Below are 18,413 nucleotides of genomic sequence, written 5' to 3'. Positions count from 1 at the left end.
GGCGACGCTTGTGCTCTGCTCACTGGTGGTGAGCAGAGCACAAGCGTCGCCAGGGGCAGCCGGTCGGCCGAGGCGGATGCCCGTCGCGGCGGCTAGGTTCGGGCCGTGAGCGCGCGCGACGACGTCTCGGAGATCTTCGACCCCACGGCGTGGCAGGAGGTCCCCGGCTTCGAGGGCCTGACCGACCTCACCTACCACCGGGCCGTGGACGCCGGGGTCGTGCGGGTGGCCTTCGACCGCCCCGAGGTGCGCAACGCCTTCCGGCCGGAGACCGTCGACCAGCTGCTCGCCGTCCTGGAGCACGCGCGGCTGTCCCGGGACGTCGGCTGCGTGCTGCTCACCGGCAACGGGCCGAGCCCGAAGGACGGCGGCTGGGCCTTCTGCTCCGGCGGCGACCAGCGGGTGCGCGGCCGCTACGGCTACGAGGGGCAGGCCGGCACGCCGGGCCGGCTGCACGTGCTGGAGGTGCAGCGGCTGATCCGGTTCATGCCGAAGGTGGTCATCTGCGTGGTGCCCGGCTGGGCCGCCGGCGGCGGGCACAGCCTGCACGTCGTCGCCGACCTCACCCTGGCCAGCGCCGAGCACGGCCGGTTCAAGCAGACCGACGCCGACGTCGGCAGCTTCGACGGCGGGTTCGGCTCGGCCTACCTGGCCCGCCAGGTGGGGCAGAAGTTCGCCCGCGAGGTCTTCTTCCTCGGCGAGGAGTACTCCGCCGCCGACGCGCACGCGATGGGCATGGTCAACCGGGTGGTGCCGCACGCCGAGCTGGAGGCGACCGCGCTGGACTGGGGGCGCCGGATCGTGGCCAAGAGCCCGACCGCCCAGCGGATGCTCAAGTACTCGTTCAACCTGATCGACGACGGCCTGGTCGGGCAGCAGCTCTTCGCCGGGGAGACCACCCGGCTGGCGTACATGGCCGAGGAGGCCGTCGAGGGTCGCGACGCGTTCCTGGAGAAGCGCGACCCGGACTTCAGCCAGTTCCCCTGGCACGTGTAGGACGACGGATGGAGAGACGATGATCGTCGAGGTGATCACCGGCGCGGACGAGGTGCCGGAGGTGCGGGTGGCCGACGTCGAGGACCTGGGGCGGCTGCACCTGGCCCTCGGTGCGCTGACCGACGCCGACGCCGACCAGGCGCTGCGGGCGGCGGGCCTGGGCCGGCTGGACGACGGCACCGGGCTGCTGGACGTCGCCGCGCTGCGTGCCGCCGCTGAGCGGGAGGCGAGTTCCCCCGACTGGGGGAACCGGTTCGACGAGATGGTCGCGGCCGCGGGGGACGCCGGCTGGACCGCCGATGACGGCGCCAGCCTGCGCGCGCACGTCGAGCCGGCCGCGTCCGCCTGACCGGACGAGCAGGTCAGCGCACCACCGACCGGGCACGGTGTGCCCTGGCGGGCCTCTGCGGAGAGCCACCGCGAGGTCACGTTCGGCTCCGGGCGGTCTCGATTCGGAACCTGTGATTTCCATATGAGTGCGCGCGCTTGTTGTGGTCACTCCACTTTCTTGGGCACGATTGCACGGTGACGACCACAGACGCGCCTCCCCGACCTGCCGGCGCCCGCCCGCCGGGCCGCCCGCTGTCCACGGAGCTCTCCGAGCAACTGGTCGCGGTCGCGGTCGACATCCTGGCCGACGAGGGGTGGGGCCGGCTCAACAGCGACCGGGTCGCCGCCCGCGCACGCGCCGGGAAGGCCGGCATCTACCGCCGCTGGCCCACCATGGCCGCGCTCGCCCGGCACGCGCTGAGCACCGGCACGCTGGTGCAGCTGCCGGACGACGGCGGCTCGCTGCGCGCCGACCTGTGCGCGCTGCTGGCCCCCTGGACCCGCCCGCTGGAGCGGATGGAGCGCGCCGCGGCGAGCCTCGTCGGCCCCGCCCGGCACGACGCCGACCTGCGCGCCGGCCTCGAGGAGTCGCTGGTGCGGCCGCTGGCCGCCGTCGTCCGGGAGGTGACCGCCCGGGAGGCCGCCCGGGGGCGCGAGCTCCCGCACGAGCGGGTGGCGCTGCTCGGATCGGTGCTCCAGGCGCTGTGGTGGCAGCGTTACAGCGCCTTCGGCGCCGAGCCGATGCGGATGCCCGAGGTCGAGGCGCTGGTCGGTGAGGTGCTCATGCCGATCGTCGAGCCGGGCGGCGCGACGGCCTGAGGCCGGTCAGGCCCCGCCCGGGCCGTCGCCGGCCGGGCGACCGGTCAGGCGCCCGGACAGTGCGCGCAGGCACTCCTCGAGGGCGCCGAGCGTGGTTTCGGTGTGCCTGCGCACCTCCGCCTGCTGTGCCTCGTCGGACGGCTCGGCCAGCACCAGCCGGCGGTGCTCGAGCACCAGCACCCGCCCGGCGACCATGAACAGCGCCCCGGTCAGCTCGCTGAGGAACTGCGTGGTCACCGGGTCCGCCGGCGTCCTGCCTGTCGCGAGCAGCTCCCCGGCCACCCGCTGCCAGGCCTGCTCGACGAGGGAGCGCTCGCGTGCCTGCAGGCTCGGGCTGTGCGCCAGCGCCTCCAGGTAGCTGCGGTTCTCCGGCCGCGCCTCCAGCTCCAGCAGGGCGGTGAGGTCGGCCTGCAGGTACTCGCGCAGCGCCGCCGTCGGGTCCTGCCCGGCCGGCCGCTCCGCGACCGCGGCGGCGACCCGCTCCACCCACGGCGTCCGGCCGTCGAAGAAGAGGTCCTCCTTCGTCGGGAAGTGGTTGAACACCGTCTGGACGGCCACGTCGGCGGCCGCGGCGACATCGGCGATCGTCACGCCGTCGAAGCCGCGCTCGGCGAACAGCCGCTGCGCGACGCTGCGGATCTCGGCCCGGGTCTGCGCCTTGCGCAGCTCCCGCCGGCCCCCCGTGGCCTCGGTCACGGCACTCAATCTAGGTGCCCGCCACCGATAGCGGTGGCAGCGGTCTCACCCCGGGGGTGGCGCGCCCCCGGCGGCCGCGCGCAGCCGGTCCTGCGCCGGCGACCAGTCCGCCCACACCGCCGTCGCCCAGGACCGCACCAGCGCGGGCAGGTCGACGACGTCCAGGTCGGCGGCGAGGTCGGCGATCGTCGTCGTCCAGCGGGCCGGCGGGGTCAGCCCGGCCGGTGCGCCGGCGCCGCCTTCGTCGGCGGCCGGGACCCGGCCGTGCTCCAGCGCCAGGCACAACCGCACCGGTGCGGCCGCGGGCTCGCCGGCGACCAGGTGCTGGGCGTCGTAGGCGTCGGTGGCCAGGCGCAGCAAGCCGGCGGCCCGCGGGTCCTGCGCGGCCTCGTCCCGCAGGCCGCGGACGGTGACCGCGAACAGCGCCGCGCAGCCGGCCGAGGCACCCGGGTGCCCGGCGGCCAGCCCGGGGACGACGGCGAGCACCGCCCCGCACCCGGGGCAGGCCGCCGTCTCGGTCGGCCCGGCGGCCGCGACGCCCGCCGGTTCGCGGATGACGGCGCGGGGGTCGACGGCGCTCACGCCGACCGATCGTGCCGCACCGTGACGCCGTCCGCGGCGCGTGGGTGAGACGGCGCGCGAATGGGCAGGCCCCGGAGATGGCTGAACCCACCATCGCTGTCCTGGACGTCGACGGCACCCTCGTCGACTCGAACTACCAGCACGCCCTCGCCTGGTACCGGGCCCTGCGCTCGCTGGGTGAGACGTACCCGGTGTGGCGGCTGCACCGGCTGATCGGCATGGGCGGTGACAAGCTCGTCGCCGCCATCGGTGGGGACGACGTCGAGGCACGGATCGGTGACCGGGCGCGGGACCGCTGGGTCGAGGAGGTCGACCTGATGATCGGGGAGATGCAGCCGCTGCCCGGCGCCCGCGAGCTGCTGCTGGCGATCCGGGAGCGCGGGCACCGGCTGGTGCTGGCCAGCTCCGGGAAGCCGAAGCACGTCGAGGCCTTCCTCGACCTGCTGGACGCCCGGGACCTCGCCGAGGACTGGACGACCAGCGGCGACGTCGAGGCCTCCAAGCCCGCGCCGGACCTGCTGCAGGTGGCGCTGCAGAAGATCGGCGCCGACCCGGGCGCGTCGGCGGTGATGATCGGCGACTCGGTGTGGGACGTCGAGGCGGCGAAGAAGGCCGGGATGCCGGCGATCGTCGTCCGCTCCGGGGGCTTCGGGGACGACGAGCTGCGCGACGCCGGCGCGGTCGGGATCTTCGACACCCCCGGCGACCTCGCCGCGGCCCTCGACGACACCCCCCTCGCCTGAGGGAGGGCCCCCGTTCCCCCCACGCTTCGCACGCTCAGCGCGGGACCCTGAACGGGGGCCTAACCGACGACGTCGACGCGGGGAGCGGTGTACTCCGGCACCGCGCACAGCGGCGGGCGCTCGTCGGTGGCGACGGTGGTGCTGCTCGGCACGAACCGCTGCCCGTCGTGCTGGAACTGGGTCAGCAGGCCGCCGGGCTCCAGCCCGCTGCGCTCGGCGCGGGCCAGCAGGGTGGAGACGATCTGGCCGGCCATCTTGCCCAGCGCCTCGTCGGTCTGGTGCGAGTGCTGGCGGGTGCCGAGGTCGACCTGGGCGAGCCCGTTGAGGCCGCAGACGCCGAGCAGGTCGACCAGCAGCCCCACCTCGACGCCGTAGCCGGAGACGAACGGCACCCGCTCCAGCGCGGAGCGGCGGCCGGCGTACTCCCCGCCCAGCGGCTGCACGAAGCCGGCCAGCTCCGGCCACAGGGCGTTGAGCAGCGGGCGGGCGGTCAGCTCGGTGACCCGGCCGCCGCCGGCCGGGCGGTGCTCGCCGTCGACGGTCAGCGGCCGGGTGTAGCAGCCCTTGACGTAGTCGACCCGCGGGTCGGTCAGCAGCGGGATGAGCAGCCCGGGCACGTAGTGGCTGACGTCGCCGAGCAGGTCGGAGTCCATGAAGACGACGAGGTCGCCGGAGGTGGCGGCGACGCCCTTCCACAGCGCCTCGCCCTTGCCGCGGCGGCTGCCGTGCGCGGGCAGCACGTCGGCGGCGGCCACGACGTCGGCCCCGGCGTCGCGGGCGACCTGGGGGGTCGCATCGGTGGAGTCGGAGTCGATGACGACGAGCTCGTCGATCAGCGGAACGCCGTGCACCCAGCGGTCGGCGAGATCCCGGACCAGGGTGCCGACGGTCGCCTCCTCGTCCCGCGCGGGCAGGACGACGCTCACCCGGTGCCCACCGCGGCGCTTGGCCAGCAGGAGGGCATCGACGTCGATCTCGGCCAGGGAGGTGGCCGACGTGGTGCGGCTCTCGAACCAGGCGCGGGCGTCAGGTCGCATCAGCCCACTGTCGGGCACGACCTCACCCCCCTGCACGTCGGCGGGGCGTCGTTCACGTGAACTTCACGCACCCCTGCCGCTCCAGCCTGACGGGCACCGGCGTCGGCGGCAACAAGCGCACGGTCGTCCGGTCCCCGGGCGCCTCCGCCCCCACTCCTTCCGCCAAAATGGCCATTTTGGCGGAAAGGCAGGTCAGGCGGGAGCGGCGACCCGGTCGTCGGCGGGCACCACCGGCTCGGGGTGACCGAGGTCGCTGAGCCAGCCGCGCAGCACCCGGTGCAGGTGCTCCGCGCCGACGATCTCGCCGGGGTCGGCGAAGGACCGCGGGTGCAGCAGGAAGCCGTGCTGCTGCGGCCCGCCCAGGCCGCCGTGCGAGCCCACGTGCGGCTCGAACGGCGACGCCTCGTCGGTCTCCGGGTCGTACCGGCTGTTGACGACCACGTCGGGGCAGTGCGGGAAGCCCGACACCCGGGCGACCAGCGCCGCGGCGTGCTCGCCGTAGTCGGCCAGCGGGTCGGTGCCGATGACCACGCCGCTGTCCAGCCGGTGCAGCCCGTCCCGGCCGAGCACCACCGGCCCGAACTCCGTGGAGTGCACCAGCAGGAACCCGATGCCGGGGTGGTCGACCAGGGTCGGCAGCAGGTGCGGCCAGCGTCGCTCGATGGTCTCCAGCGGCACCCGGCCGGGGAGGTCGGCGAACGACACGTGCGCCATGTGGCCGGAGACGCTGACGACGACCCCGGGGGCCGCGCGGCGCACCGTCCCGTGCTCCCCGGCGGGGGTGGCGCCGGGCTCCCCGGGGGTGACCCGGCCGGCCCGGTCGCGCAGCCGGCGGGCGATCACCCCGCTGCCCTCGGCGAGGGCGGAGGTCACCTGCCAGGCCTCGGCCGACCGGCGGCTGTCCTCGACCGGTGCGGGGCGGCGCAGCCCGAGCAGCCGGCGCCGCGGGGCGGGAGGGACCGGTCCGCCGCACAGCCGCCCGACCAGCTGCTCCACCGTCTCCCCGAACCGGTCGGCGAAGGCCTGGCCCTGGGTCTGCCCGTGGTCGGACAGGCAGACCAGGTGGTAGCGGCGCGGGGCGAGCTGGGCGGCCCGCCACAGCCGGCCGATCTGCTGGTCGATGGTGCGCAGCACCTCCAGGCTGTCGAACCGCTCGATGCCCGAGTGGTGGGCGACCTCGTCGTAGCCGAGGAAGTCCGCATAGACGACGGGGCGGCCGGCGAGCATGTCCTCGAGCAGCGCGTTGACCACGACGTCGCGGGCGATGACCGTCGTGCCGGGCCGGGCGAGCGGGTAGAGGCCGCCGCGGCTGACCCGCGGGCGCACGTCCGCGCGGCGCTGCCGGGCCGCGGCCGACAGCTCCCGGTAGACGTCGACCAGCGACACCGCCAGCGTGCGCAGGGCGTTCACCGGGTTGGCGAAGTAGGCCTGGTAGCCGGCGCCGATGCGGTCCCGCGCCCGCCGTTCGCGCCGGGAACCGCTGGGCACGACGACGGCGAGCGAGCTCATGGTCAGCGAGACGTGCGGGGCGTCGCCGGTGAAGAGGTTGCCCCGCCCGGCGCCGTCCCCGGCGAGCAGGCCGCGGCCGTTCGAGTGCCGGCGCTCGATGTCCGCGGCGTCCTCCGGGCGGGAGACGGCGACGACGCGGCCCCGCTCCTTGTCGTACCAGCGGAAGCCGAGGACGTCGTCGTTCGAGCCCTGCAGGATGCCGCAGACGCTGGCCCCGGTCTGCGAGCTCCAGTCGGTGTGCCAGGAGCGCAGCACGTGGCTGTCGGCGCGCAGCCAGGCGGCGAGGGTGGGCATCGACCCGTCCCGGACGGCGCGCCGGGCGACGTCGTACCCGAGGCCATCGATCTGCAGGAACAGCACGCCCGGTGGGCAGTCGCCCAGGTCGGCGACGCCGCGCCGCCGGCGGGCGCGGCGGAAGAAGAGCTCGTCCTCGTTGACCGCCAGCGCGCTGCTGACCCCCCCGGCGACGCCGGCCATGGCGACGGCGACGGCGACGCTGGTCCGGAAGGAGTGCACCTCGACGCCGGGCAGGGCGTGGAAGACCGCCAGGACGCCGGCGCCCAGCAGCAGGAAGCTGCTCAGGCCGAAGGTGAGGAAGGCGACCGGCAGGGTGATCCGGACGACCAGCGGCCACACGACCGCGACCAGCACGCCCAGCAGCAGCGCGGCGACCGGCGGGTGCCACCAGGCCCGCATGTCGAAGCCGGTCAGCCACTCGTCGAGCAGCACCAGCGCACCGGTGACCGCGGCCCACACCAGCAGCAGCCGGGCCAGCGTCCGGCCGCCGCGCAGCACCCGGCCGGACGACGTCGCCTGGCTCACGGCCGCTCGCAGGCGGCCGGCAGCACGACGTCGTCCGGGTCCGCTCTCGGCGCCGGGAGCGGGGCGGTGGGGGAGTGGCGGTGGCGGTGGTGCGACACCAGGTTCAGCACCAGGCCGACGGCGAGCACCAGCAGCGTCGCGATCAGCGTGGCGATCAGCGGGGAGTCGAAGATGCCGCCGCTGACCACCCCGAGCAGCGCGTAGGCCGTCGCCCACGTGGTGGCGGCGGCGAGGGAGGCGGGCAGCAGCCGGCGCCACGGGTAGGCCAGTGCCCCGGCGGCGAGCAGCACCGGGATGCGCCCCGCGGGCAGCAGCCGGCCGACGACGACGATCTGCCAGCCGTGCCGGCGGAACTGCTCGCGCACCTCCGCGATCCGCTCGGGGTGCTGGCCGCGGGCCACCCAGCGCACCGCGGCAGGCCCGCCGAACCGGCAGACGGCGAAGGTCGCGACGTCGCCGGTCCACGCGCCCAGCACCGCCAGCAGCAGCACCAGCGGCAGCGCGAGGTGGTCGGTGGTGAGCGCGACCGCGGCGCCCGCGCCGACGACGGCGCCGGTGGGCACCACCGGCACGATCGAGCCGAGCAGCACGCCGAAGAAGACCACCGGGTAGCCGATCGCGCCGGCGTCGGTCCAGTTCACGGCCAGCACCTCCGCGGTCACGGCGGCGTCCCCGCGGGCAGGAGCACCGGGGCGCCGGGCTCGGTCAGCGCGACGGCGGTGGCCGAGCCGGCCGCGGCGACGGCGGCGGCGAACCGCCGCGGCGGCTCGGTGAGCAGCGTCCGCATCCGGGCCCGCCAGGGGCTGGGCAGCCGGGTCAGCCCGGCGAGGGCGAGCGTGCCCCAGTGCACCGGGACGGCGACCCGCGGGCGCAGCAGCCGCACCGCCTCCGCCGCGCGCTGGGGGTCGAGGTGCCCGGGCCCGAGCGTGGGGCCCCAGCCCCACACCGGCAGCGCGGCGACGTCGATCCCCTCGGCACCGAGGTCGGTCATGCCGGGGAACAGGTCGGTGTCCCCGGCGGCGTAGACCGTCGTCCCGGCGCCCTGCAGCAGGTGGCCGACGGCGGGGGCGTGCGGGCCGTGCGTGAGGCGCGGGCCCCAGCGGTGCCCGGCGTGCCGGGCCTCGGTGGCGGTCACGGTCAGCTCGCCGTCGGTGGTGCTCTGCCCGGGGGTGAGCTCGTCGACGGCGGTGAACCGGTGCGCGCGCAGCCACGATCCGGCGCCGCGGGGCACGAGCACCGGGGTCGACCGGCCCAGCCGGCGCAGCGAGGGCAGGTGCAGGTGGTCGTTGTGCAGGTGGGAGATGACCACCAGGTCGACGCCGGCCCAGGTCTCCGGCGGCAGCGGCGGGGCGACCCGGCGCACCGGGCCCAGCCCCGCGGTCAGCAGCGGATCGGTGAGCACCGTCCGCCCGGCCAGCTCCACCCGCACGGTGGAGTGGCCCAGGAAGTGCAGGGACGGAGCGGTCACCGGGTCAGTATCGGCGCGGGGAGGCGCCGTGGTCACCCCACTTCCGCGCGCGTGCGGGGCGCCGGGAGGGGGGCCACGACGGCCGAGGACGGGTGCCGCAGCAGGGCCGCCACCTGCGCGGCGGTCAGCCCGCTGGGCAGCACCGGCCCGGCGACGGCGACCTCCCCCTGCCGGCGGAGCCCGGAGAGCAGCTGCGGGGAGGTGATCTCCTTGGCCACGGTCGACACCTCGAAGCCGCGGGCGCTGCGGCCGATGGCGCCCAGCAGCTCCAGCGTCCGGTCGCGGTCGCCGCCGGCCCACAGGTTGCGGACGTCGACCATGATCACCTCGAGGGGCAACCGGGCGAGCTGGGCCCACAGGGTCGAGCCCATGCCGTAGTCGTCCAGGCCCAGCCGGACACCCGTGCGCTGCACGGTGTGCAGCGCCGGGATGAGCGCGGCGGACGACGTCTGCAGCACGTCCTCGGTGACCAAGAGGGTCAGCCGGGACGGCGTCAGGCCGGCGGCGGCGAGCGCGGCGGCCACCTCGCCGGGCAGCTCGTCGGCGTGCACGAGCCCCGCGGGCAGGTCGACGGCGACCAGCAGCTGGTCGTCCAGGGCGGCGACGTCGGCACACGCGCGGGTGAGCAACCACCGCTGCAGCGCCGGGGTCTGGGCCTGCCGTTCGGCGGCCGCCCACAGCTCGGCGGCGGGCAGCACGCCGAGTTCGGGGTGCACCCAGACGGGCTGGGCGTGCAGTGCGGCCAGGATGCCGGTGTCGCCGTTGGCGATGGTGTCGAAGCGGAGCTGGACGTCGCCGTCGGCCAGCGCGGCGGCGACGGAGCTGGTGGCCGCGGCCTGGGACACCCGGTCCTCGCTGTGCACGCGCCAGCACCCCTTGCCGGCCTGCTTGGCGGCCCGCAGGGCGGCGTCGGCCTGGCGGAAGGCGAGCTGCCCGCCGCCGGGGTGCACCTGGCTGAGGCCCACGCTGGCCCCGACGCTGAAGGTGCGGTCGCCGACCCGGTAGGGCCGGGCGAGCACGTCCACCACCCGCTGGGCGGCCTCGGTGGCGGCGGCCTCGTCGCCGGCCAGCAGCACGGCGAACTCGTCCCCGCCGAGCCGGGCGACCAGGTCGTCGGCGCGCACCAGGCCCTCCAGGCGGCGGGCGACCTCGACCAGCAGCAGGTCACCGGCCTCGTGGCCGGCGGAGTCGTTGACCGCCTTGAACCCGTCGAGGTCGAGCACCAGCAGGGACCGGTCCCCGGGAGCCGGGGACGCCATCTCCTGGAAGAGCATCGCGCGGTTGCGCAGCCGGGTCAGGTGGTCGGTGAACGCCATCCGCTCCAGCTCGCGCTCGCGGCGCCGGCGGGTCGTGACGTCGCGCAGGTGCAGCACCCGCCGTCCGCTGCCGGGCCGCTCGTGGTGGGTGACCTCCAGGTCGCGCGGTTCGCCGCCGGCCGGCAGCACCCGCAGGTGCAGTGGCGGGGTGGTGTCGTCGACGACGGCGGTGAGCTCGCGGGCGACGCAGGCCCGGTCCTCCTCGGGCAGCAGGTCCAGCAGCAGCGGGTGCGGGGCGGCGTCGGAGAGCCCCAGCAGGGTGCGGGCCGCCGGGGAGGTGAACTCCAGGCGCAGGTCGGCGCCGACGATCGCGACGCCGTCGGAGCTCGCCTCGACCAGCCCGCGGAAGTCCTCCTCGCTGCGCACCAGTTCCTGGGCCATCCGGCCGTTCTCCCGGATCCGCAGCGCCGTCCGGACCAGGAGCAGCAGGATCAGCACGGCGGTGCAGATGATCTCCCCGGCGCCGATGGGCAGGTCCAGGACGACGGCGAGCAGCAGGGTCACCGGGACGCCCACCAGGGCGAGGACGACGATCGCCACGCCGGCGGCGTTCACCCGCGGCACCGGCTCGGTGCTCGCGGCCGGGTCGGTGGGTGCGCGGCCGGTCGGGGCCAGCGCCACGGCCCGCAGGCCGGTGGCCAGGGCCAGCAGGACAGCGACGTCGGAGACGGCGACCAGCGCCCCGGCCGGGACGAGGAACTCCGTGGCCACCAGCGCGGAGGCGAGCCCGATCAGCCCGGTCATCTGGATGATCGCGGTCGCCGACCGGTGCACCGCCTCGGAGGACACCGTGCACAGCGCCCCCACCGCCCCGATCGCGACGGCGGGGTAGAGGCCGTAGGCCAGCACCACCGGCTGCAGGTGCGGCGCGAGCGCACCGGGGGCCAGCGCGGGGGAGAGCACCAGGACGTCGCCGACGATCACCAGGGCGACGGTGACCGTGAGCCCGTCGACGACCAGGATCGGCCACCGCGCGCCCCGCACCCGGCCGCCGATCAGCGCCGCGCTGACCAGCGGGCCGAGGGCGGCCAGGAGCATGAACGCGTCGGCGGGCCGCAGCCCGTCCGCCGAGGCGCCGTTGCCCGCCGCGGCCAGCACGCTGGCGGCGGCGTAGAGCAGTGCGCTCGCGCCGAGCACCTGCCAGGGCAGCCGGTCGCGGCGCTGCATCGCGCCGGTGAGGCGGATGCAGTGCCAGGCCGCCCAGCTCCCGAAGACGGCGAGCACCACGTCGTCCCACTGGGGCAGGGCGCCGGCCGGGCTGAACGGCAGGGTGACGGCCAGCCCGGCCAGCGTCAGCAGCACGGGCAGCCGCAGCTGTGGTCCCCGGTGGCCGTTCACCCCGTCGCCCTGGGGGCCTCGCGTCCGGCGGCGGTGCCGGCCGCGCCGCGGTCAGCGGGGTCGCTGGCCGCGCCGTCGGGCAGGTCACCCGTCAGGGCCCCGGGAGGAAGCGGGCGGGCGAGCAGGTAGCCCTGGATGAAGCGGTGTCCCATGTCGCGCAGCAGCTGGAGCTCGGCCGCGGTCTCCACGCCCTCGACCACCACGGCCAGGCCCAGGCTCGTGCCCAGGTGCAGCACCGAGGCGCACAGCGCCCGGCGCTGCTGGTCGTGCTCCACGTCGGCGAGGAACTGCCGGTCCATCTTCAGCACGTCGATCGGCAGGCCGACCAGGTAGGCCAGCGACGACCAGCCGGTGCCGAAGTCGTCGACCGCGATGCGCACGCCGAGGCGGCGCAGCAGCTCCAGGTCGGCGACGACGTGGCCGTCGTCGAGCAGCACCGACTCGGTGATCTCCAGGACCAGCCGCGAGGCGGCCAGCCCGCTGTCCTCCAGCGCGGTCAGCACGTCGTCCACCAGCTCGCCGGTGCGCAGGTGCCGGGCGGAGACGTTGACGGCGACCGCGAGGTCCTCGTGCGGCAGCCCGGCCACCGTCGCGGTGGCCTGGTGCAGCACCCAGCGGCCCAGCTCGGTGATGAGCGCCGACTCCTCGGCCAGCGGCACGAACTCCGCGGGGGAGACCTCGCCGTACACCGGGTGCCGCCAGCGCAGCAGCGCCTCCACCGTCGTCGTCCGGTGCAGGGCCAGGTCGACGACCGGCTGGTAGACCAGGTGCAGCTGGTCGGCGGCGAGGGCCTGCGCCAGGTCGGCGCGCAGCGCCTCCTCGCGGTCCTGGTTCATCCGCAGCGCGTCGGAGTGCCGGCGCACCCGGCCGGGGCCGGCCGCGCGGGCACTGCGCAGCGCCAGGTCGGCCCGGCGGAGCGCCTCGCCGGCGTCGGTGTCGGTGGGCAGCCAGGTCACGCCGGCGGCTGCGGTCAGCCGCACGGTGCCGCTGCCGGTGAGCACCGGCTCGACGGCTGCGACCAGCCGCCCGGCCACCGTCTCGGCGTCGGCGATGGTGCCCTGCACCAGCACGGCGAACTCGTCGGCGCCGGCGCGGGCCAGCCAGTCGTCGCCCCGCAGGGCACGGCTGAACCGGGTGGTCAGCTCGCGCAGCACGCGCTGGTCGCCGTCCGGGGCCAGCCCGGCGACGCCGAGGACCACCAGGGCGGCGGCTCCCGCCGCGGGGTCCCGGAGCGCGGCGGTCAGCCGCTGGGTGAGCGCGGAGCGGTTGGGCAGGCCGGTGGCCGGGTCGGTGGTGCTGAGGGCGGTGACGTCGAGGTCGGCCGGGCGCGGGGAGGCGGCGCTGACGTCCCGGCAGTACAGCACCAGCGCGCCGACGTCGGGGTCGCCGCGCAGGTCGCGCACCTGGGCCCGGATCAGCCGCCAGCGGCCGTCCAGGTGCTGGATGCGCGCGGTGCGGGTCTTGGTGTCCGTGCCGTCGGGCTGCGGGGCCGCGAGCGCGGCGATCAGGCCGGGTGCGTCGTCGGGGTGGACGGCGTCGGCGATGGCCAGGCCCACGGTGCGCTGCGGGTCCAGCCCGAGCAGCTCGGTGATCGAGGGGGAGACCCACCGCACCCGCAGCTCGTCGTCCAGGATCACGATCGGGTCGGCGCTGCCCCGCACCAGCGTGCGGAAGTACGCCTCGGAGCGGGTGAGGTCGGCGGTGAGCTGCCGCTGCGCCCGCCAGGTCACTGCCTGGTGGACCATCAGCACCCCCAGGCCGACCAGCGCCAGGGCGGTGCCGGTGATCGTCAGGTCCCCGGTGACGGGCACGCTGACCAGCAGCAGGCCGCCGCCGACCACGGCCGTGGCGTGCGGCAGCAGGGCGCCCAGCGCCGAGCTGCTGTGCGGGGCTCCGCAGTGGGCGGGCGCGGCGCGGTCGGTGCGCACGGCGATGCCGACCAGGCAGAGCCCGAGCACGCTGAGGGAGCAGGCGAGGTACTGCACCGGCCCGGGGCCCGACGTGACGGAGGCGAAGCCGGAGGCCACCGATGCGCAGCACTGCGCCGCGAACACCAGCAGGCCCACCCGCCGTGCGGCCGGCAGGCTGGCCGCGACCAGCAGCAGCGAGCAGCCGGTGCCGATGGCGATGGCGAACAGCAGCGCGAACATGGCGATCGTCGCGGGCTGGGACAGCAGGCCGCTGTCGGCGATGGTCAGCCGGTAGATGGTGTGCACCGTCAGCAGGTCGGCGATGACGAAGAGCACCAGCGAGGTGAGCAGCTGGGCGCGGTGCACCCGGAGCCGGCGCAGGTCGATCAGCCGGGTGATCGCCGCCACGACCAGCAGCTGACCGGGGACGCTGCCCAGCGCGGTCTGGCCCCAGGGCACCAGCATCCCGGCCAGGGCCGCACCGCCGCCGCCGAGGCCGACCGAGAGGGCGTACCAGCGCCAGGCGGCCGGGTGGGCGCTGTGCGCGGCCCCGCGGGCCAGCAGCACGGTGGCGCCGATGATCACCGCGAAGTTGAGCGCGACCGGGGCCATCGGGCCGAGCACCGGGCCGGCCGCCGCCGTCACCAGTCCGGCGGCGAGCGCCAGCAGCAGCGCGCGGCCGAGCCGCGGTGCGGCCGTGGCCCGCCGGGTCGGGGCGGTCACGGCCCGCGCCGGGGCGGCGAGGACTCCTGTGGTCACCTCCCCGTGTTCGGGACCGCGCGGGCACTGCTCCACCGCTGCCGCCGTCTGCTCACCCCTCGGGGGGAGTGGTACGAACGAGGCGTGCAGCCCGCGGATCGACCGGACGGCGACCGGGTGGTGCGCCCCGGGCCGCTGCGGTGGCTGGTGTACGCCTTCGGTGGCCGGCTGCCCGCCCGGTACGGCCCCTGGGTGCTGCACGACACCACCACGCGCACCTGGGCCTGGCGGCACGTGGCGCGGTCGCTGGTGCAGCTCGCCGTCCCGGTCACCCTGGTGCTCCTGCTCGTGCCCGGCCCGTTCTGGATCCGCGGCATGGCCGCCCTGGGTGGGGTGGCGATGGGGCTGATCTTCTCGCTGGCCTACATGACCGAGACCACCGAGCACCGGCTGGTGCGGGCCGGCTGGCCCGCCGGCACCGCCGCGGCCGCGCACGACCGGGCCGCGCAGCAGCGGCTGGCGGCGGAGTCGGTGCGCAAGCGGGAGGCCGCGGCCCGCCGGGCGGCCCGGTACCGCGGCGAGCGCTGACGCCCGCGCCCGCCGTCGTCGTCCGGTTCCGGGCCGGTGCGGTCTGCCGCTGCTGTGGCGAGGGTTGACCCGGCTGAGGTGAGGGTGAGCCGTGCCACAGCGCGGCTCACCCTCCGGTGGGGCGGCTCATCCCTCCCCGCGGCCCGTCGTCCGCAGCCGCGCCGGGTGTCGACCCGACTCGCCAGACGGGGGAGTCGGACGCGCGAGGTGCGGGATCAAGTGGCAAGCTCGGACCCGTGAAGACGTGGCTGGATGCATGGCCGGTGTTCCGGCAGCTGACAGGTCCTGACCCGCTCGGGCGTGGCAAGGCCGCGCGCAGCAAGGCGACCGAGCAGGTGGTCAGCCGAACGGCGACCGCCGACCGGGTGGTGCAGTCGGTCTGCCCGTACTGCGCCGTCGGCTGCGGCCAGCGGGTCTTCGTGAAGGACGAGCAGGTCGTCCAGATCGAGGGCGACCCCGACTCGCCGATCAGCCGCGGCCGGCTCTGCCCCAAGGGCAGCGCCAGCAAGCAGCTGGTCACCAGCCCGAGCCGGGTCACGACGGTCAAGTACCGCCGTCCGCACGGGACGGAGTGGGAGGACCTCGACCTCGACACGGCGATGGACATGATCGCCGACCGCGTCCTCGACGCCCGCCGCAAGGGCTGGCAGGACGAGGTGGACGGCCACCCCGTCAACCGCACGCTGGGGATAGCGAGCCTCGGAGGGGCGACCCTCGACAACGAGGAGAACTACCTCATGAAGAAGCTCTACAGCGCCATGGGCGCGATCCAGATCGAGAACCAGGCCCGCATATAGCACTCCGCGACGGTCCCCGGTCTGGGGACCTCGTTCGGTCGTGGCGGCGCCACGAACTTCCAGCAGGACCTGGTGAACTCCGATTGCATCGTGATCGAGGGTTCGAACATGGCCGAGTGCCACCCGGTCGGTTTCCAGTGGGTCATGGAGGCCAAGGCCCGGGGCGCGAAGGTCATCCACATCGACCCGCGGTTCACCCGCACCAGCGCGCTCGCCGACCTGCACGTGCCGCTGCGCGCCGGCACCGACATCGCCTTCCTCGGCGGGCTGATCAAGTACGTCCTGGACAACGACCTGGACTTCCGCGAGTACGTGGTCGCCTACACCAACGCGGCGGCGATCCTGCGTGAGGACTTCCAGGACACCGAGGACCTCGACGGCCTGTTCTCCGGCTTCGACCCGGAGACCGGGCAGTACGACGAGACCACCTGGCAGTACGAGGGCGTGAACCTCCCCGCATCGGCCGGCCAGCGGTCGCCGAGCCAGCCCGGTGGGTCGGCCCTCCGCTCCGACGGCAGCGACCGGCCCGACGACGCCGCCGACGACGGCACCGACGACGAGACCGAGGGCGTCAAGGAGGCCGACCAGCAGCAGGGCGCGCAGGGCTCGGCCGACATCCACGGCAGGCCGGAGCGGGACGAGACGCTGCAGCACCCGCGCTGCGTCTTCCAGGTGCTGAAGCGGCACTACGCCCGGTACACCCCGGAGATGGTCGCGGACATCTGCGGTATCGAGCCGGAGGTGTTCCTCAAGGTCGCCGAGTGGGTCACCGCCAACAGCAACCGCGAGCGGACGACGGCGTGGGTCTACTCGGTGGGCTGGACGCACCACACCGTGGGCGTGCAGTACATCCGGACGGCGTCGGTGCTGCAGGCACTACTGGGCAACATGGGCCGCCCGGGCGGCGGGATCCTGGCGCTGCGCGGGCACGCCAGCATCCAGGGCTCCACCGACATCCCGACGCTGTTCAACATTCTGCCCGGCTACATCCCGATGCCCCACGCCCAGCAGCACACCGACCTGGACAGCTTCTGCTCCTCGGCCGACGACCGGATCGGCTTCTGGGGCAACATGCGCTCCTACACGGTGAGCATGCTGAAGTCCTGGTGGGGCGACGCCGCGACGGCGGAGAACGACTTCGCGTTCAACTACCTGCCCAGGCTCACCGGTGACCACGGCACGTACACCACGGTCGCCGACATGATCCAGGGCAACGTGCCCGGCTACTTCCTGGTGGGCGAGAACCCGGCGGTGGGCAGCGCCAACGGGCGCATGCAGCGCTTCGGGCTGGCCAACCTGGAGTGGCTGGTCGTCCGCGACCTGCAGATGATCGAGTCGGCGACGTTCTGGAAGACCGCCCCGGAGATCGAGACCGGTGAGCTGGTCACCGAGGACATCGCCACCGAGGTGTTCTTCATGCCCGCGGCCACGCACGTGGAGAAGGAGGGCACCTTCACCCAGACGCAGCGGCTGCTGCAATGGCGGCACAAGGCGGTCGAGCCGCCGGGCGACTGCCGCAGCGACCTGTGGTTCTACTTCCACCTGGGCCGTCGGCTCCGGGAGAAGCTGGCCGGGTCCACCGACCCACGGGACCGCCCGCTGCTGGACCTCACCTGGGACTACCCGACGCACGGGGAGATCGATGAGCCCAGCGCCGACGCGGTGCTCCGGGAGATCAACGGCTACGGCCCGGACGGCGAGATGCTGTCGACCTACCTGGACATGAAGGACGACGGGTCGACCACCGGTGGCTGCTGGATCTACACCGGCGTCTACGCCGACGGGGTGAACCAGGCCGCCCGGCGCAGGCCCGGCCGGGAGCAGGACTGGGTCGCCGCCGAGTGGGGCTGGGCCTGGCCGTCGAACCGCCGGGTGCTCTACAACCGCGCCTCGGCCGACCCCGACGGCAAGCCGTGGAGCGAGCGCAAGGCCTACGTCTGGTGGGACGAGGAGGCCGGGAAGTGGACCGGTCACGACGTCCCCGACTTCGAGGCCACCAAGCGGCCGGACTACGTGCCGCCGAAGGGCGCGACCGCGCAGGCCGGCCTGGGCGGTGCCGATCCGTTCGTCATGCAGGCCGACGGGAAGGCCTGGCTGTTCGTGCCGGCGGGGCTGGCCGACGGCCCGATGCCGGCGCACTACGAGCCGGCCGAGTCGCCGGTGGAGAACGCGCTGTACGGCCAGCAGGCGAACCCGGGCCGGGAGGAGATCCACGCTGCGTACAACCGGGGCAACCCGCCGCGCAGCGAGGTCTACCCCTACGCGATGACCACCTACCGGCTGACCGAGCACCACACGGCGGGTGGGATGAGCCGCACGCTGCCCTACCTGTCCGAGCTGCAGCCGGAGTTCTTCGTCGAGGTCAGCCCGCAGCTGGCCGAGGAGCGCGGCCTGGAGAACGGCGGCTGGGCGACGCTGATCAGCGCCCGGACGGCGATCGAGGCCCGGGTGCTGGTCACCGAGCGGATCCGGCCGATGAAGCTCAAGGGCGGCCAGGTCGTCGAGCAGATCGGCATCCCCTACCACTGGGGCGAGCAGGGTCTGTCCACCGGCGACTCCGGCAACGACCTGTTCGGCGTCGTGATGGACCCCAACGTGCACATCCAGGAGACGAAGGTCGGCACCTGCGACATCCAGCCCGGGCGGCGTCCGCGCGGCAAGGCGCTGGTGCAGTACGTGGAGGACTACCGGATCCGGGCGGGCGTGCAGTCGGGCCTGATCCCCAGCGGGGGCCGGGTACCGATCGAGGAGGGGACGAGCTGA

Annotated in this window: 13 protein-coding genes and 1 pseudogene; 6 read left to right on the top strand and 8 right to left on the bottom strand. The window is 75.1% G+C overall.

All coding sequences use genetic code 11. The features are described from left to right. Positions 1–105 precede the first annotated feature (105 nt). The 3 genes from ACI783_RS08420 (at position 106) to ACI783_RS08410 (ending at position 2,145) form a co-directional block, all read left to right on the top strand. Positions 106–996: a 1,4-dihydroxy-2-naphthoyl-CoA synthase gene (locus ACI783_RS08420; protein ID WP_457140017.1), complete on the top strand. Its 891-nt coding sequence runs from the start codon at positions 106–108 to the stop codon at positions 994–996. A 19-nt stretch (positions 997–1,015) separates the two neighbouring features. After that, positions 1,016–1,345 carry a hypothetical protein gene (locus tag ACI783_RS08415; RefSeq protein WP_457140016.1) on the top strand — a complete coding sequence of 110 codons (330 nt, stop codon included), beginning with the start codon at positions 1,016–1,018 and terminating at the stop codon, positions 1,343–1,345. Between the two features lie 176 nt (positions 1,346–1,521). Then, complete coding sequence (locus ACI783_RS08410) at positions 1,522–2,145, top strand: TetR-like C-terminal domain-containing protein (RefSeq protein WP_457140015.1); 624 nt, start codon at positions 1,522–1,524, stop codon at positions 2,143–2,145. Positions 2,146–2,151: 6 nt separating this feature from the next. Here the strand turns inward: ACI783_RS08410 and ACI783_RS08405 are convergent, their stop codons facing one another. Then, positions 2,152–2,841, bottom strand: coding sequence for a TetR/AcrR family transcriptional regulator (locus ACI783_RS08405; RefSeq protein ID WP_457140014.1), 690 nt, complete (start codon positions 2,839–2,841; stop codon positions 2,152–2,154). Between the two features lie 45 nt (positions 2,842–2,886). Next, positions 2,887–3,423: a DUF5946 family protein gene (locus ACI783_RS08400; RefSeq protein ID WP_457140013.1), complete on the bottom strand. Its 537-nt coding sequence runs from the start codon at positions 3,421–3,423 to the stop codon at positions 2,887–2,889. Between the two features lie 77 nt (positions 3,424–3,500). Between ACI783_RS08400 and ACI783_RS08395 the strand changes: the two genes are divergently transcribed. Beyond that, positions 3,501–4,166: an HAD family hydrolase gene (locus tag ACI783_RS08395; protein WP_457140012.1), complete on the top strand. Its 666-nt coding sequence runs from the start codon at positions 3,501–3,503 to the stop codon at positions 4,164–4,166. Positions 4,167–4,225: 59 nt separating this feature from the next. Here ACI783_RS08395 and ACI783_RS08390 read toward each other — a convergent pair whose 3' ends face one another. From ACI783_RS08390 to ACI783_RS08365, 6 genes are all read right to left on the bottom strand, one after another. After that, a complete protein-coding gene (locus tag ACI783_RS08390) occupies positions 4,226–5,203 on the bottom strand; it encodes a glucosyl-3-phosphoglycerate synthase (RefSeq protein WP_457140011.1) in 978 nt (325 codons plus the stop codon). Between the two features lie 192 nt (positions 5,204–5,395). Further along, positions 5,396–7,534: a phage holin family protein gene (locus tag ACI783_RS08385; RefSeq protein WP_457140010.1), complete on the bottom strand. Its 2,139-nt coding sequence runs from the start codon at positions 7,532–7,534 to the stop codon at positions 5,396–5,398. Next, the gene (locus tag ACI783_RS08380; protein ID WP_457140009.1) at positions 7,531–8,196 is read right to left on the bottom strand and encodes a DedA family protein; all 666 of its coding nucleotides are present in this window, start codon (positions 8,194–8,196) and stop codon (positions 7,531–7,533) included. The genes ACI783_RS08385 and ACI783_RS08380 overlap by 4 nt, the downstream gene beginning before the upstream one ends. Next, positions 8,193–9,002, bottom strand: coding sequence for an MBL fold metallo-hydrolase (locus ACI783_RS08375; RefSeq protein ID WP_457140008.1), 810 nt, complete (start codon positions 9,000–9,002; stop codon positions 8,193–8,195). Before ACI783_RS08375 ends, ACI783_RS08380 begins: the two co-directional genes overlap by 4 nt. A gap of 32 nt (positions 9,003–9,034) precedes the next feature. After that, entirely contained in the window at positions 9,035–11,656 is a 2,622-nt protein-coding gene (locus tag ACI783_RS08370) for a diguanylate cyclase domain-containing protein (RefSeq protein WP_457140007.1), read from the bottom strand. Next, positions 11,653–14,325, bottom strand: a complete 2,673-nt coding sequence (locus tag ACI783_RS08365) for a putative bifunctional diguanylate cyclase/phosphodiesterase (protein ID WP_457140006.1) — start codon at positions 14,323–14,325, stop codon at positions 11,653–11,655. The genes ACI783_RS08370 and ACI783_RS08365 overlap by 4 nt, the downstream gene beginning before the upstream one ends. A gap of 84 nt (positions 14,326–14,409) precedes the next feature. Between ACI783_RS08365 and ACI783_RS08360 the strand changes: the two genes are divergently transcribed. Both ACI783_RS08360 and fdh read left to right on the top strand, forming a co-directional pair. Beyond that, positions 14,410–14,853: a DUF5313 family protein gene (locus ACI783_RS08360; RefSeq protein ID WP_457140005.1), complete on the top strand. Its 444-nt coding sequence runs from the start codon at positions 14,410–14,412 to the stop codon at positions 14,851–14,853. A gap of 236 nt (positions 14,854–15,089) precedes the next feature. Next, positions 15,090–18,413: pseudogene (gene fdh, locus ACI783_RS08355) on the top strand (formate dehydrogenase).

The organism is Modestobacter sp. SYSU DS0511 (assembly GCF_054050755.1).
The sequence above is the reverse complement of the archived record's forward strand: the minus strand, read 5'-3'. Positions and strand labels throughout refer to the sequence as shown.